Genomic DNA, 13822 nt, shown 5'->3' with positions numbered 1-13822 from the left:
CATTTTTAAATAAAATGATTTAAAGAAATAATATATATCATTTTGATAAAATGATGTATATTTCAAATATTGGAGTTTATTATGACAGCACCCAAACAAGAAGCAAAAAAAATTATTGATTCCTTACCTGAAGATACATCTTATGATGAAATATTAAAAGAATTAGCTTTTGATATGATGATACAAAAAGGATTAAAAGATTCACAAGAAAATAAAACTATTTCAAATCAAAAGATGGAAAATAGAATTAAACAATGGTAAATATCAATTGGACAAATGAAGCAGAACTTTGGCTTAAAGATATATATGATTATATAGCCTCTGATAAAAAGGATATTGCAAAAAAAGTTGTAACTGAGATATATCAAAAAGTACAAATACTTCAATCATTTCCAAGAATTGGTTACGAATATGAAAATAATGAGCATAAAGAAATACGAGTATTACTTTATGGTCATTATAGAATTGCATATTTAATCAAAGATGAAAATACAATAGATATATTAGGCGTATTTCATGGAGCTTTAGATATAGAACTATACTTATAAAATATATAAAATCAAACACATAGACAAACAAGGAATCACAAATGGAATTTTTAGAAGTTAAAAAAATATGGGATAAATCACCTCACAATGCATTTACTGATTTGATACGATTTGGTGATTATCTTTATTGTACTTTTAGAGAAGCCAATGAACATATGTCTATGGATGGGAAGCTTCGGGTTATTAGGTCTAAAGATGGTAAAAGATGGTCTTCTGTTGCATTTATGGCTTATGATGGTGGTGATGTTCGTGATGGTAAGTTTTCTATAACTTCTAAAAATGAACTTATGTTAAATGCTGGAATAAGACTGCATGAGCCAATAGATGGACATAAAACTCGCTCTGTTTCTTGGTTATCAGAGGATGGTAAAAAGTGGAGTGAAATCTTTACTTGTCCTACAGGTCTAGGAACTTGGAGATGGAGTGTATCTTGGAATAAAAAGTCTGGCTTTAGTATAGGCTATACTGGAAAAGATAAGCAAGGGTGTTTATATAGTACAAAAGATGGGAAAAAGTGGAAAGTAGCAAAAGATAAGTTATTTCCTTTCCAAAATTCATATTGGAATGAGAGTTCAATAGTATTTTTAGAAAATGGTGATATGTATACTCTTTTACGTCGTGATTCTCAAAGTTATGCGGCAGTTCTTGGATTTTCTAAGTTTCCTTATGAAGAGTGGTTTTGGAGTGATTTAAATGTTCCTATTGGTGGACCAAAGATGATTTATATGAAAAAGTATGATAAGTTTTTAGCTGCTGTGCGTCTTTTTGGTCATAAAAGTGCAAGAACATCTTTGTGTTGGATTGATTATAAAGAAGGGGAGTTAATAGAAGCTTTAGCTCTACCATCAGGTGGTGATACAAGTTATGCAGGAATGGTATATGAAGAGGATATATTATGGATAAGTTATTACTCTTCCCATGAGGGTAAAACATCTATTTATCTAGCAAAAGTAAAAATCTAAAAGAGGTAGTCACTATGGATAAGTTCTTAGAAGTAGCAATAGAAGAAGCAAAAAAAGGAATGGATGAAGGTGGGATACCTATTGGCTCTGTACTTGTTATTGATGGAAAAATAGTTGGAAGAGGACATAATAGAAGAGTACAAAAGGGAAGTCCTGTTTTACATGCAGAGATGGATTGTCTAGAAAATGCAGGACGAATAAAGGCAAGTGATTATAAAAGAGCAACTCTGTATTCTACCTTATCTCCTTGTGATATGTGTAGTGGTGCAGTTTTACTTTATGGAATACCAAATGTAATAATAGGTGAAAATAAAACTTTTAAAGGACCAGAAGAGTATGTTAAATCAAGAGGTGTAAATGTAAAAGTTATGGATAATCAAGAGTGTATCAATCTCATGGAAACATTTATAAAAAACAATCCAAAACTATGGAATGAAGATATTGGGGTATAGTTTATATTGAAATAGTATAACTACTTTCGAATATCTCATTTTCAAGTAAAGTGATTATTCCTTTTTTTTCTTCGAGTTTTTTATTATGTCCTATAAAATCAGCAATACCATGCCAAGGCTCAATACAGATAAATGGTGCGCCACTAGGTTTTGACCAAAGTCCAAGATAATCAAATCTATCAAAACTCATCTTTATACTTCTAGTGTCTTGAGTATTTTTAAAAGTGATAGTTTTATTTTCTAAGTTTTCAATAACTAGGGCATCATCTTTAAAAAGTTCTTCATTTAAATATAATTTACTGTTTTCTAAATCTAGTATCTTTTTATTATCTGATATTCCATCTTGGGTTAAGGGTAGTCTTTCTAACTCTTTAGTATCTTCAAACTCAAAATAGTAGTCACTCTTATTTGCTTTTTCTAAGGGCCAATTAAAAGCAGGGTGTGCTCCTATAGAAAAAAGCATCTCTTTTTTAGACTTGTTTACTACTTTATATGATATTTCAAGCTTATTGTTTATTAGTCTATATGCTAAATAGAGTTCAAAATTAAATGGGTAGATTTCAAAGGTATCTTTACTATCTACAAGTTTAAAACAGATATAGTCATCTTCTTTTATAAAAACATCAAAAACCTTATCCCTAGCGAAACCATGTTGTCCCATCTGGTAAGTAGTATTTTCATAGATATATTCGTTATCTAAAAGCTTACCAACTATAGGAAATAAAATAGGAGCATGACGGTTCCAATATTTTTCATCACCTTGCCAAATATACTCAGTGGAGTCATATTTCTTTTTCAAACTACAAAGTTCTGCACCTAAATCTTTAATTGAAATTTCTAAAAAAGTATTTGAGATTTTGTATTGCATATTTGTCCTTTATACTGATTATAATCAAATTTAGATTATGATAAACAAATTATTAGAATATTATTAGTAAGGTTTTTTATGATTATATATATACATGGTTTTGCATCATCTGGACTTGGTGGCAAAGCAGCACTTTTTAAGGAGTATTTTGACGAAGAGTTAATCTCTCCATCCCTTTCATATGTTCCATCACTTGCAATCAATACACTTGAACAACTTATTGAATCATATATATCTTTAGATGAAGAGGTTTATTTAGTAGGTTCATCTTTAGGTGGGTATTATGCTATTTATTTAGCCAATAAATATGATTTAAAAGCAGTGTTAATTAATCCTGCTGTTTATGCATATGAAACATTAGATAAGATAGGAAGTGCTACAAATTATTATGATTATTCAAGTTTTGAAGTTATAAAAGAGCATTTAACATATCTTAAATCTATAGAAGTGACTGAGATAAAAAATCAATCAAATTTTATGGTACTACTTCAAGAGGATGATGAGGTTTTAGATTACAATGATGCAATGGAAAAACTTCCAGAAGCAGAACTTGTAGTAGAACAAGGTGGTAGTCATAGTTTTGATGAGATTGAAAGATATTTTAGAAAAATAACTACGTTTTTTAGATGAAGTCATTAACACTATTTTGTGATGGAAGTGTAAACCCTCAAAGTAAAATAGGTTTTGGGGCTTATTTTATCTATGATGAAACTTTAGCTACTCAAAATATAAAGCTAAAAAAGTTTGAAGATACATCTTCTACAAAGTTAGAGTTAGAGGTCTTACTTTGGGCTTTAGATGATGAAATTTTTTTAAATAATGAGATTATGGTTTATACTGATTGTCAAAATATTTTAGGCTTAGAAAACAGAAGAGAGAAATTAGAAAAAAACTCTTATAAAAGTAGCACGGGCAAAGATATAAAAAACACAGAACTCTATAAAGCTTTTTTTCAAATATGTGATAGATTAAATTGTAAATTTATAAAAATAAAAGGGCATAAGCCCTCACAAGAAAAAGATGATACGGATAGATTATTTAACTTGGTTGATAAAGCTTCAAGAAAAGCATTAAGAGAGTATCTCTCTTAATCCCAAATATTTATATCAATACCTTTTTCTCTTATCTTATCTGCTCTTTTTGTAAGATATCTTTGGAACTCAACTTCTTCTTTGTATGCGTCACTTACTACATAGTCAACGATACTTTGAAAATGAAAGTTTTTAAACATAGCTTCTACTCTTATTATCTCTTTGCCTTTTTCATCAAAAAATATGATAGTAGGAGTGTGGGTGATATTTAGTATACTTATCCAATCTTTTATATTATAAATCATCTTATTGGGACTTACAATAGCTTTTTGGGAGTTTATATCAACTTGAACTAAATCTATTTTTTTAAGTAGTGTTCTTGTAGTTTCATCTTTTAAAAGTTTGTTATGAAGTATTGTACAATTGTCACAATTGGATGATTCAAAAAATATTGCTATTTTTTTAGAATCTTTGACTCTCATAAAGTTGTTTAAGTCCTTGAAAAGGTCTGGCTCTCTTATCAAAGCACTTTTTTGTTTTTTATTTTTGAGTATATACTCTTGATAGCTTAAACTAGTCTCATTTTTATCTTTTATATAATCTAAGGCAAGATTGAATTGTGGTATATCAACGTATCCATTTAGCCTGAGTATTTGTTTTTTGTTTTCATCAAAAAATATTATGGTTGGGGTAAATTGTATATTATGTTTTTTGGCAAACACTTTTTCTGTTGTTTCTTCGCCATCTGTGTCTAAAATCTCCCTATCCCCAAACATATTTATATCAACAACACCAAAATGTTTTTGTAGTTTTTCTTTTGTTTGTGTGTGTCTTAGGTTTTTTGTGACAAAGGCATGACAATAAGGACAACTGTCTTGTTGAACAAAAAGCATAAGTCGTTTATTTTGAGAAGTTAAACTATCTATATCTTCAGAAAAATCAAGAAAACTACTCAGAAACCATTCAGGCATAGTAGTATCCTTAGCCCCTAAAAACTCACCTGTTTTGTTTGTATCTGCATATAAGGTACCTAGAAGTAGTGTAGCAAATAAAAATATTAGAATCTTTTTTAAATACATAATAAACTCCTTTTTTGGACTTTATTAATGCTATCACAAAGCTCTTAAATATGTAATATAAATGTACTTTAGTTTAAAAATTTAAAGATTTATCTTTATTATGACCATTTTGTGACCATTTCATGACCATTTCGTGACCATTTCGTGACCGTTCATTTGATATTATTAACATTTCCATAAAAAATAATATAGTGTCAAGGATTAATAAGTTGCATTTCGTTAAACGGTGTTTTTTTTCTATCCCTTTTTTATTAACATCAATAATGGCAGAAAATAATCCTATTTTAGATGCAACAAATATCTCTTTTGAAGAACTTCTTAACACCGAATATATTCCTGCTAGTCATATTGCCAATAAAGTTAGTAAAGCATCTTCTGCTGTATCCATAGTAACTGCACAAGATATAAAAGATTATGGATATCGTTCTCTTGGAGAAATTTTAGGAAGTATGCGGGGACTTCATGTATTCCAAAATTATGAGTATGGTTTTTTGGGAGGACGAGGATTTAGTGCTACAGGAGAGTATGCTGGACGAATAGCTGTTTTAATTGATGGTTACCGTGCAGATGATGCGATGTATGGTCAAGCTTATTTTGGACACGATGGGATACTAGATGTTGCGATGATAGAAAGAGTAGAATATATTCCAGGTGGTGGTTCTGCTGGATATAGTAGTGGAGCTCTTTTAGGTGTTATTAATATTATTACTAAAAATGGTCGTGATATTGATGGAGGAGAGTTTGCTTTAGGATATGGAAGTCATAATAGTAGAACCAAAAGGGTGGCTCTTGGTAAGTCTTTTGATAATGGACTTGAAATATTACTTAACGCTTCAAAATATGATACTAGTGGACGAACCTTTACTTATGATATAAATGGTATAGATACTACTTTTTCTGGACAAAATCGTGAAAAAAATCATCGAATATTTTTAAAAGCATCTTATGAAAATATTTCCTTGGAAAGTGCATATCTTTATCATGAAAAAAATATTCCTTCTTATCCTTATCATGTAGTAAATTCTGAATTTCCAGTTCTTCATACAGATAAAAATAGATTTACGCGATTGTCTTATGACAAAGATATTCTTTCTTCTTTAAAGCTTTCTGCTTCTCTTTGGTCAGGAGAGTATCATTATTTTTCTCATGATGTAGTGGTATTTGAACCAGATATTGAAGAATATTCTTCAGATTCAAAATGGTTTGGAAGTGATATGAAGTTTGTTTCAACAGGATGGGATAATCATATTTTATCTTTTGGGGCAGAGTATCGAAATGATTATGCATTACGTTGGATAGATACGTGGATAGAAACGGCAACAAATACATCGCATCCTTGGTGGACAGAATATTATGAAAATAGACAAACTTATAGTTTATATGGATATGATGAATTTAAACTAACACCATCTCTAAATTTAAATTATGGATTAAGATATGAAGATGGATATAATGAATATCACGCGACTAGTCCTCAAGTTGCAATTATTTGGCAAGCAGGAGAAAACACACTTTTAAAACTTTCATCAGAACAAATACATCGTCGTGCCACAGTATCTGAGGGAGATTATATCAGTAGTTCTATTTCAATTCCTGAAAAAGCTAAAACAACAGAGTTGGTAATTGAGCAAGATTTAGTAGATAATGCAAAGATTACTACCTCTTTATTTCGTTATCATATTGCTAATCGTATTGGATGGTTTGAACTTCCTGATATCGTTACTAAAGGAGTTGAAGTAGAGTTTGAAAAGCATTGGCAAAATGCAACTCGTATAAAAATGAGTTATTCATTTCAAAATTCCAAAGAGAAAGATACAAAATTAGCACTTGTAAATTCTCCTAAACATCTTGCTAAATTAAATTTATCTGTTCCTTTAATAAATGAACGTCTACGAATGGGATTAGAAGTACAATATATAGGAAAAAGATTACTTGATACTACAGAGAGAAAAGAGTATGCACCTAGTCATACTCTGACTAATCTTACTTTTACCTCTCATCATTTTATCCCTAACACTAATATCTCCTTTGCTATTAAGAATTTAATGGATAAAAAATATGGTGATGTCGTATCTGAACAGATGAATGGGGACCTTTATTATCCCCAAGATGGTCGTACATTTTGGTTTGAAATGGAGTATAAATTCTAATGAAACAGTTAGTATTATTTTTTATACTCTTATTAAATATCTTAAAAGCAGATGCTTTACCAGAATATACACTAAAAGTGGCATATTTATATAACTTTGCTCTTTTAACAGATTGGTCAAATAAACAACAATCAAGTGATTTTAGTATTTGTTTTTATCAAGAAGATTTTGGTGAAGCTTCTGATGTGTTAAACAATAAAGATTTTCGTAATCAAAAAATTAAAACTTCTACGATTTCTTCTTTAAAAGAAGCAAATAGTTGTCAAATTGTATTTATTAGAGAATCAGAAAAAGAGGGTGGAAAAAAATTGATAAAAGAACTCTTAGGAAAACAAGTATTAATAGTGAGTGAAAATAAAGAACTTACTGATTCTCATATTAGAATTTTACAAAATAACAATAAACTTAGTTTTGATGTGAGTTTAAACACGCTAAAAGAGAGTGATTTAATTGTAAGTTCAAGACTTTTAAAATTGGCAAGAAAGGTTACACAATGAGTATTTTACGAAAATGGATACTAAAACAGCCAATTCAAAAAAAACTTGCGTATTCAAGTATATTTGGTATTATGGTTGCCTTTGTACCAATTATTTTCGTTATGGTTATATATGAATATTTTGCATTGCGTAATACAACTTTGGAAAAAGTTTGGACTCAAGCTAATATTATTGCTGAAAGTTCTTCTGCTACATTGGCATTTAAAGACAATATAGCAGCTAAAGAGATTCTTTTGACACTTCAAGGAGCTCATGATTTGTTGGAAGCTCATTTGATATTACCAGATGGTACTATATTTGAAAGTTATTATAGAAATAAATCAACAACAAAAAAGATAAAAGTCGACCCTATAACTATTCCCCAAGAAATTATAAATACAACACGAATAACCGTTAAAAAACCAATTTTTTTGCGTTCTTCTTTTGTGGGTTCTTTGGAGATTTCTAGTAGTTTAGAGAATTTTTATACCCGTTTGATATGGTATGCAATTATTATTACTTCAATAACCTCAATAGGTTTTCTTCTAGCTTGGTGGGTTGCAATACGGGTAAGTAAAACCATTACTGAACCTTTGAGTAATTTAACAGCAACTACTCAGCAAATTATGAAAAATGGCGATTATACTATGGAAATGCCAATATTTGAAAATGTAGAAGATGAAGTGGGAAGTCTTTCCAATGCTTTTGCTGAAATGATGTCTCAAATTCATGAACGAGATTTAAGTCTCCAAAAATTTGCTTACTATGATAGGGTAACAGGTATTCCCAATAGACATTATTTTGAAGAACGTATAGCTCAAACTGTAAATAATGCAAAAAGATATGGAACAGTATGTTACCTTTTGATGATAGATTTAGATGATTTTAAAATTGTAAATGATACCTTAGGTCATCATATTGGAGATGAACTTTTACGTTATGTAAGTGATAGTTTAAAAAATACGATGAGACAAAGTGATAGTATTTTTAGAATTGGAGGAGATGAATTTGCTGTAATTATTGAGAGTAATTCCTTGAATGAATCTGTTGAACAAATTGCTCAAAAGATTATAAAAGCAATATCAACCCCAACTATATTAGATGGACATGACGTTAAAGTTGGGGCGAGTATTGGTATTAGTTGCTTTCCAAAGTTTTCTTCTGATGTCATTACTCTTATGAGTAGTGCTGACATGGCTATGTATGTTGCTAAAAAAGGAGGTAAAAATAATTACCAATTATATCAAGAAGATTTCTCTTCCAAATAAATCTCATCCAATAAAGAATCTACAAAATTATCTGGTGAAAATTCAATAAGGTCATTCATAGTTTCACCAACTCCTACATAAAAAATAGGAAGTTCAAGTTGATTTGAGATTGAAAATAGTGCTCCACCTTTTGCAGTTCCATCTAGTTTGGTAACAATGATTCCATCAATTTTTACCATTTCATGGAAAGCTTTTGCTTGCTCAATAGCAGTATTACCTTGTGTTCCATCAAGTATCATAAGCTTTTGGTGAGGAGAGCCATCTTTTGCTTTATTACAAACTTTTACTATCTTTTTTAATTCATTTGAAAGATTTGTTTGTGTTTGCAGTCTTCCTGCTGTATCTATTATGGCATAGTCTAAATTTTTAGCAACAGCTGAAGATATAGTATCGTAGGCTACTGCACTTGGATCATGTCCTTGTTTTGTTTTTATAATAGGAACTTCTATTTTGTCAGCCCAAATAGAGAGTTGCTCAATAGCTGCTGCTCTAAAGGTATCTCCAGCTCCTAAGATAACTGATTTATTTTCTTGTTTATACATATTTGCAAGTTTTGCTATGGTTGTAGTTTTACCAGCACCATTTACTCCAATTATTAATTGTACAAAAGGTGATGGCAAGTTTTCCATATCAACATCTGGAGCGTGTTCAAAAAGCATAACAAGTCTGTGTCTTAACTGCTTTCTATTTATCATCTCTGGAAGTCCATCCATAGCTTTTTCAATAATAGAATAATCCATATCAGCTTCTATAAGTAACTCTTCAATATCCTCAAAAGAGATTTTCTCTTTTTTTTGAGGAACAACTGATTTTATATTTTTAAATGTTTTGGATAAGGCATCGGAAAAAAAACTTTTATTTTCTTCTTTTTCCTCAATCGTTTCTTCTTTTTTATTCTTTTTTAAAAAACTAAACATCTATTTTATTGCCTTTTTTATATCTACATCCATCATCTCTTCAGGTACCATTCCTATGTATTTTTGGATAAGTTTACCTTCTTTGTTGTATAAAAACATAGTTGGAATTGCTTTTACTCCACCAACAATATCTGAAAAAGTTAAATTTTGTCTTGAGTTAGTCACCACATAGTTAATATTATACTCACTAATAAAATCTTTTACTTGATTATTTGGCTTATTATCTTCAAGTAGTACAGCAACTATTTCAAAGTCATTTTTATATCTCTCTTTTAAATGAATTAAATTAGGTATTTCTGCAATACATGGTGCACACCAAGTTGCAAAGAAGTTCACAAGAACGGCTTTTCCTTTGTACTCTTCAAAAACTAGACCATTTTCTACTTTTGTAATATTTAGAGTTTGAGCCTCTGTTGTTGTAAGTTTGAAGTTTTTTATTTCTTCAATATTAGCTTTTTTATCATTTTTTGAATTATCTGTTCCGCATGCTGCAAAAAATATTGTTATAAAAAATGTTAAAAATGCTACTTTTTTAAACTGCATTTTAATTCCTTTTGGTAAAATATTTGAAGCTAAGAATTTTAGCTAAGTAAGGCTTAAATATGTCAGAAAATCACAAGAGTGATTTTAGAAAATCGTGTATAAAAAAATTAAAATTTGTTAGTCGATTTACAAAGAATTATAAAGATAAAAAAATAGTTAATGAAATATATAAGACTATTTGTAAATTAAAAAAAGAAAATGTTTTATTATATATCCCACTTGACTTAGAAGTGGATGTATATCCTTTGATTAAAAGATTAAGAAGAGAAAAAAGAGTTCAGGTTTTTGTGCCATATATGGAAGGGCTTAGTTTCAAAGCAGTTAAATATAGGCTGCCTTTAAAAACTAAAAAATTTGGTATAAAAGAACCCAATAACTCTTTTTCTAGTCGTAAAATTGATTTGGCAATAGTTCCTGCTGTGGGAATTGATGGTGCAAATAAGCGAATTGGTTTTGGAAAAGGTATGTACGATAGATTTTTTTATAATCTAAATTACAAGCCAACCATTCTCTTTACACAAAGAAAACTTTGTAAAACTACAGAAATTTTAAGTGACAAATACGATATTAAAGCCAATATAATAATTTCTAGCTAAAAGCTAAAAGGTCATAATATGGATATGTTACTAATAGAAGGGGTTGTAGTTGCTATTCTTACTACAGCAATTACACTTTTCGTAATGAAAAAGTTAAATAAAGAAAAAATAGAGATTTATATAGAGCAAGCAAAAGCAAAGGCAAAAGTTATTGAGCATGAGGCTGAAGTTGTCTTAAAAGATGCTCAAATCAAGGCAAAAAGAGACTATGAGAGAGAGTTTAAACATGCCAAAAGAGAATATGATGAGATGTTTTCTAAGATTGAGAAAAAAGAGAAAGATTTAAATCATCATTTAGAATCAGAACTGCAGGCTATAAAAAAAGAAAAACAAGAAATAGTTGAAAACAATCAAAAAATCGCTTCATTAAAAGAGGGATTACAAAAGCAAAGTAAAACTTATGAAGATAAGATTGTAAAAGCTTTAAAAGTTTTAGAAAATGCATCTGGATTAACACTTGAAGAAGCAAGAGAGTTGATGCTTGAAAAAGTAGAAGAAGACTCAAGAGCAAAAATAGCCTCAATATTTAGAAAAAAATATAAACTTGCAGAAGATAATGCTAAAAAAGAAGTAAACAATATGCTTTCCCATGCAGTTACTCGATATGCAGGAGAGTTTGCAGCTGAAAGACTTATAAATAATATTCCTATAAATGATGAAGAGACTAAGGGTAAAATTATTGGTAAAGAGGGAAGAAATATAAAAGCCCTAGAGATGCTTTTAGGTGTTGATATTATTATTGATGATACTCCAAATACTATTACTATCTCTTCTTTTAATCTTTATAGACGTGCTATTGCTACAAAAACAATAGCTGATTTACTTGAAGATGGAAGAATTCAACCTGCTCGTATTGAAGAGATATATAACAAAGTAAAAACAGAGTTTGATAAAAATATTTTAAAAGAGGGTGAAGATGTTATTATGGATTTGGGAATTAAATCTATGCATCCAGAACTTACAAAACTTGTAGGTAGACTAAGATATAGAGCTTCATACGGACAAAATGCACTTAAGCATACACTTGAAGTATCACATTTAGCTGGATTGTTAGCTTCTCAAATGGGTGGTGATGCAATACTAGCAAGACGAGCTGGACTTTTACATGATATTGGAAAAGCCTTGACCCATGATTTACCAGGTTCTCATGTAGATTTAGGTGCAGAGATGTGTAGAAGATATGATGAACCAGCAACAGTTATAAACTCTATCTATGCTCATCATGGACATGAAGAGCCTATCAATGTAGAGAGTGCTGCTGTTTGTGCAGCTGATGCACTAAGTGCTGCAAGACCAGGGGCTAGAAGAGAAGTCTTAGAAAGCTTCTTAAAAAGAGTAGAAGAGGTTGAAAATATCTCTACTTCTAAACGAGGTGTTATAAATGCCTTTGCTATTAATGCAGGAAGAGAAGTAAGAGTAATAGTTAAAGCTGAACTTGTAAATGATGATGAAGCTATTTTACTAGCAACTGAAATTGCAGAAGAGATTGAACAAAAAGTTCAATACCCAGGTGAAATAAAAGTAAATGTAATCAGAGAGATAAGAGCTGAATCTTACGCAAGATAGAGTTTCTCTATCTTGTTAAAATTGAAATAATCTCAAATGGGCTAGTTTTATTAAGCTTAGCCAACTCCTCTATTGATGAAGTCTCTATATATTTTAAATTCTCTTTTTCCAACTTTTCTTTACCATTTGTTATATTTAAAAGAGCAAATGATTGATTAAGTGGTGCTTTTAGTACTGATTGGATAATTTTTCCTTTAGGACTTTGACCTTTTGTAGAACTTTGTATAATAAAACCACTACTAACAATAACTGCTAAAAGTAAAGTACTAATAAAAACTCTTTTTGTAAAATAGTTTTTCATACTTTTAAAGTTATAAAATACATGAAAAATTACAGCACCTACAAAAACAAGTCCCAAAATCTCGTGTAACTCTTTGACTTGCCCATTATAAAAGTGAAAAAACATCATAATCCCACTTATTGCCATGACTAAAAATAGGGTAGTTGTTAGAGAGGTTGCAAGTGTTTTATTCATAAAAGTCCTTTAATTTTTTTAAAATAGTAGCATATTAATTTAACAAAATATTAATAGAACTTAAATGAAAGTGTATTTAGTCTAAAAGTATATTTATACTCTCTATTTCATCATCTTCTAATTCAAAAGAAAAAATATCCAAATCCTCTATCATATGCTCTTTTGATGTTGTTCCATTTAAAGGAGTGATTCCTATTTGTGTAAGAAATCTATAAAAAATCTGTGCTTGAGTTCTTTTGTATTTTCTTGCTAGATTTATTATTATTTCTGAGCCCAATAGATGTGGATTGGCACTTAGTGTCCAAAAACCTAGATATGTGATACTGTTTTCTTTACAAAACTCTCTAATCTCTTTATCATAATTACTATCTTTATAAAATCTATTTTGTAATATTGTAGGTTTTATTGTGGCTTCTTTATATAAAGCTTTTAAAACTCTTATATCATAGCAGTTACTTATTCCTATATTTTTTGTTTTTCCTTTTTCATAAAAGCTTTCCATGACTTTCCACACTTTCATCATATGATTAAAAGGGAAAATAGGAGAGTGTAAAACAAAAGAGTCTAAATATGAAGTTTGAAGGTTTTTTAAACTCACTTCAAAAGAGTCTGATACTTGCTTTTCTAAAGCATCATCGGGATTATAAGGGATATTATTTATATCTTGTCCATCTTTTGGAGTAAATTTTGTTTCTAAAAATATCTCTTCTCTTTTAAAACCTTGCTTGTAAAGACTCTGTAGGGCATCACCCGCGCCTTTTTCATGGTAGTGTCTTGGTTGACAAGCTGTATCAATAGCTCTAAAGCCACTTTTTACAGCAAGTTCTACTAATCTTGCAGTTTGATCTTTTTTCCAGGCAGTTCCATATATAAGTTTTGGTATATTCATCT

Annotated in this window: 17 protein-coding genes; 11 read left to right on the top strand and 6 right to left on the bottom strand. The window is 29.9% G+C overall.

Annotation, left to right across the window (positions count from 1 at the left end):
* Window positions 1-81 precede the first annotated feature (81 nt).
* From ACNI28_RS01550 to ACNI28_RS01535, 4 genes are read left to right on the top strand one after another with little or no spacing between them, the layout of a single operon-like run.
* Window positions 82-261, top strand: a complete 180-nt coding sequence (locus ACNI28_RS01550) for a hypothetical protein (protein WP_419765107.1) — start codon at window positions 82-84, stop codon at window positions 259-261.
* A complete protein-coding gene (locus ACNI28_RS01545; protein WP_419765106.1) occupies window positions 255-548 on the top strand; it encodes a type II toxin-antitoxin system RelE/ParE family toxin in 294 nt (97 codons plus the stop codon). Before ACNI28_RS01550 ends, ACNI28_RS01545 begins: the two co-directional genes overlap by 7 nt.
* A gap of 41 nt (window positions 549-589) precedes the next feature.
* Window positions 590-1510 carry a sialidase family protein gene (locus ACNI28_RS01540; protein WP_419765105.1) on the top strand — a complete coding sequence of 307 codons (921 nt, stop codon included), beginning with the start codon at window positions 590-592 and terminating at the stop codon, window positions 1508-1510.
* A 14-nt stretch (window positions 1511-1524) separates the two neighbouring features.
* Window positions 1525-1962 carry a nucleoside deaminase gene (locus tag ACNI28_RS01535; protein ID WP_419765104.1) on the top strand — a complete coding sequence of 146 codons (438 nt, stop codon included), beginning with the start codon at window positions 1525-1527 and terminating at the stop codon, window positions 1960-1962.
* A 1-nt stretch (window position 1963) separates the two neighbouring features.
* Here the strand turns inward: ACNI28_RS01535 and ACNI28_RS01530 are convergent, their stop codons facing one another.
* Window positions 1964-2830: an aldose 1-epimerase family protein gene (locus tag ACNI28_RS01530; RefSeq protein ID WP_419765103.1), complete on the bottom strand. Its 867-nt coding sequence runs from the start codon at window positions 2828-2830 to the stop codon at window positions 1964-1966.
* A 78-nt stretch (window positions 2831-2908) separates the two neighbouring features.
* On the opposite strand from ACNI28_RS01530, the gene ACNI28_RS01525 reads away from it, so the two are divergent.
* Together ACNI28_RS01525 and ACNI28_RS01520 are read left to right on the top strand one after the other, a co-directional pair.
* Window positions 2909-3460, top strand: a complete 552-nt coding sequence (locus tag ACNI28_RS01525; RefSeq protein WP_419765101.1) for a YqiA/YcfP family alpha/beta fold hydrolase — start codon at window positions 2909-2911, stop codon at window positions 3458-3460.
* Complete coding sequence (locus ACNI28_RS01520) at window positions 3457-3921, top strand: RNase H family protein (protein WP_419765100.1); 465 nt, start codon at window positions 3457-3459, stop codon at window positions 3919-3921. The genes ACNI28_RS01525 and ACNI28_RS01520 overlap by 4 nt, the downstream gene beginning before the upstream one ends.
* Here ACNI28_RS01520 and ACNI28_RS01515 read toward each other — a convergent pair.
* Window positions 3918-4940 carry a thioredoxin family protein gene (locus ACNI28_RS01515; RefSeq protein ID WP_419765099.1) on the bottom strand — a complete coding sequence of 341 codons (1023 nt, stop codon included), beginning with the start codon at window positions 4938-4940 and terminating at the stop codon, window positions 3918-3920. The genes ACNI28_RS01520 and ACNI28_RS01515 overlap by 4 nt on opposite strands.
* Window positions 4941-5203: 263 nt before the next feature.
* On the opposite strand from ACNI28_RS01515, the gene ACNI28_RS01510 reads away from it, so the two are divergent.
* The 3 genes from ACNI28_RS01510 to ACNI28_RS01500 are packed head-to-tail and all read left to right on the top strand — an operon-like array spanning window position 5204 to window position 8834.
* Window positions 5204-7090 carry a TonB-dependent receptor plug domain-containing protein gene (locus ACNI28_RS01510; protein ID WP_419765098.1) on the top strand — a complete coding sequence of 629 codons (1887 nt, stop codon included), beginning with the start codon at window positions 5204-5206 and terminating at the stop codon, window positions 7088-7090.
* Window positions 7090-7587 carry a YfiR family protein gene (locus ACNI28_RS01505; RefSeq protein ID WP_419765097.1) on the top strand — a complete coding sequence of 166 codons (498 nt, stop codon included), beginning with the start codon at window positions 7090-7092 and terminating at the stop codon, window positions 7585-7587. Before ACNI28_RS01510 ends, ACNI28_RS01505 begins: the two co-directional genes overlap by 1 nt.
* The gene (locus tag ACNI28_RS01500; protein ID WP_419765096.1) at window positions 7584-8834 is read left to right on the top strand and encodes a diguanylate cyclase domain-containing protein; all 1251 of its coding nucleotides are present in this window, start codon (window positions 7584-7586) and stop codon (window positions 8832-8834) included. Before ACNI28_RS01505 ends, ACNI28_RS01500 begins: the two co-directional genes overlap by 4 nt.
* On the opposite strand, the gene ftsY is transcribed toward ACNI28_RS01500, so the two are convergent.
* Together ftsY and ACNI28_RS01490 are read right to left on the bottom strand one after the other, a co-directional pair.
* The gene (gene ftsY / locus ACNI28_RS01495; RefSeq protein WP_419765094.1) at window positions 8810-9751 is read right to left on the bottom strand and encodes a signal recognition particle-docking protein FtsY; all 942 of its coding nucleotides are present in this window, start codon (window positions 9749-9751) and stop codon (window positions 8810-8812) included. The two genes, ACNI28_RS01500 and ftsY, sit on opposite strands and share 25 nt — an antisense overlap.
* Window positions 9752-10294, bottom strand: a complete 543-nt coding sequence (locus tag ACNI28_RS01490; protein WP_419765093.1) for a TlpA family protein disulfide reductase — start codon at window positions 10292-10294, stop codon at window positions 9752-9754.
* A gap of 59 nt (window positions 10295-10353) precedes the next feature.
* Between ACNI28_RS01490 and ACNI28_RS01485 the strand changes: the two genes are divergently transcribed.
* Together ACNI28_RS01485 and rny are read left to right on the top strand one after the other, a co-directional pair.
* Window positions 10354-10890, top strand: a complete 537-nt coding sequence (locus ACNI28_RS01485; protein ID WP_419765092.1) for a 5-formyltetrahydrofolate cyclo-ligase — start codon at window positions 10354-10356, stop codon at window positions 10888-10890.
* 24 nt (window positions 10891-10914) lie between these two features.
* Window positions 10915-12456, top strand: a complete 1542-nt coding sequence (rny, locus tag ACNI28_RS01480; RefSeq protein WP_419766436.1) for a ribonuclease Y — start codon at window positions 10915-10917, stop codon at window positions 12454-12456.
* 7 nt (window positions 12457-12463) lie between these two features.
* Here the strand turns inward: rny and ACNI28_RS01475 are convergent, their stop codons facing one another.
* Window positions 12464-12931: a DUF4405 domain-containing protein gene (locus tag ACNI28_RS01475; protein ID WP_419765091.1), complete on the bottom strand. Its 468-nt coding sequence runs from the start codon at window positions 12929-12931 to the stop codon at window positions 12464-12466.
* Between the two features lie 76 nt (window positions 12932-13007).
* Window positions 13008-13820 carry an aldo/keto reductase family protein gene (locus ACNI28_RS01470; RefSeq protein ID WP_419765090.1) on the bottom strand — a complete coding sequence of 271 codons (813 nt, stop codon included), beginning with the start codon at window positions 13818-13820 and terminating at the stop codon, window positions 13008-13010.
* Window positions 13821-13822 lie beyond the last annotated feature (2 nt).

This window comes from Arcobacter denitrificans (SeqCode) (assembly GCF_048571185.1).
GTDB classification, from domain to species: domain Bacteria; phylum Campylobacterota; class Campylobacteria; order Campylobacterales; family Arcobacteraceae; genus Arcobacter; species Arcobacter denitrificans.
Note: the sequence above shows the minus strand (reverse complement) of the source record. Positions and strands in the feature narration are given on the sequence as shown.

What these genes read in the sequence shown, in the direction of transcription:
- ACNI28_RS01550 (WP_419765107.1), top strand. Translation starts at nt 82, where the DNA reads ATGACAGCACCCAAACAAGAAGCAAAAAAAATTATTGATTCCTTACCT.
- ACNI28_RS01545 (WP_419765106.1), top strand. Translation starts at nt 255, where the DNA reads ATGGTAAATATCAATTGGACAAATGAAGCAGAACTTTGGCTTAAAGAT.
- ACNI28_RS01540 (WP_419765105.1), top strand. Translation starts at nt 590, where the DNA reads ATGGAATTTTTAGAAGTTAAAAAAATATGGGATAAATCACCTCACAAT.
- ACNI28_RS01535 (WP_419765104.1), top strand. Translation starts at nt 1,525, where the DNA reads ATGGATAAGTTCTTAGAAGTAGCAATAGAAGAAGCAAAAAAAGGAATG.
- ACNI28_RS01530 (WP_419765103.1), bottom strand. Translation starts at nt 2,830, where the DNA reads ATGCAATACAAAATCTCAAATACTTTTTTAGAAATTTCAATTAAAGAT.
- ACNI28_RS01525 (WP_419765101.1), top strand. Translation starts at nt 2,909, where the DNA reads ATGATTATATATATACATGGTTTTGCATCATCTGGACTTGGTGGCAAA.
- ACNI28_RS01520 (WP_419765100.1), top strand. Translation starts at nt 3,457, where the DNA reads ATGAAGTCATTAACACTATTTTGTGATGGAAGTGTAAACCCTCAAAGT.
- ACNI28_RS01515 (WP_419765099.1), bottom strand. Translation starts at nt 4,940, where the DNA reads ATGTATTTAAAAAAGATTCTAATATTTTTATTTGCTACACTACTTCTA.
- ACNI28_RS01510 (WP_419765098.1), top strand. Translation starts at nt 5,204, where the DNA reads ATGGCAGAAAATAATCCTATTTTAGATGCAACAAATATCTCTTTTGAA.
- ACNI28_RS01505 (WP_419765097.1), top strand. Translation starts at nt 7,090, where the DNA reads ATGAAACAGTTAGTATTATTTTTTATACTCTTATTAAATATCTTAAAA.
- ACNI28_RS01500 (WP_419765096.1), top strand. Translation starts at nt 7,584, where the DNA reads ATGAGTATTTTACGAAAATGGATACTAAAACAGCCAATTCAAAAAAAA.
- ftsY (WP_419765094.1), bottom strand. Translation starts at nt 9,751, where the DNA reads ATGTTTAGTTTTTTAAAAAAGAATAAAAAAGAAGAAACGATTGAGGAA.
- ACNI28_RS01490 (WP_419765093.1), bottom strand. Translation starts at nt 10,294, where the DNA reads ATGCAGTTTAAAAAAGTAGCATTTTTAACATTTTTTATAACAATATTT.
- ACNI28_RS01485 (WP_419765092.1), top strand. Translation starts at nt 10,354, where the DNA reads ATGTCAGAAAATCACAAGAGTGATTTTAGAAAATCGTGTATAAAAAAA.
- rny (WP_419766436.1), top strand. Translation starts at nt 10,915, where the DNA reads ATGTTACTAATAGAAGGGGTTGTAGTTGCTATTCTTACTACAGCAATT.
- ACNI28_RS01475 (WP_419765091.1), bottom strand. Translation starts at nt 12,931, where the DNA reads ATGAATAAAACACTTGCAACCTCTCTAACAACTACCCTATTTTTAGTC.
- ACNI28_RS01470 (WP_419765090.1), bottom strand. Translation starts at nt 13,820, where the DNA reads ATGAATATACCAAAACTTATATATGGAACTGCCTGGAAAAAAGATCAA.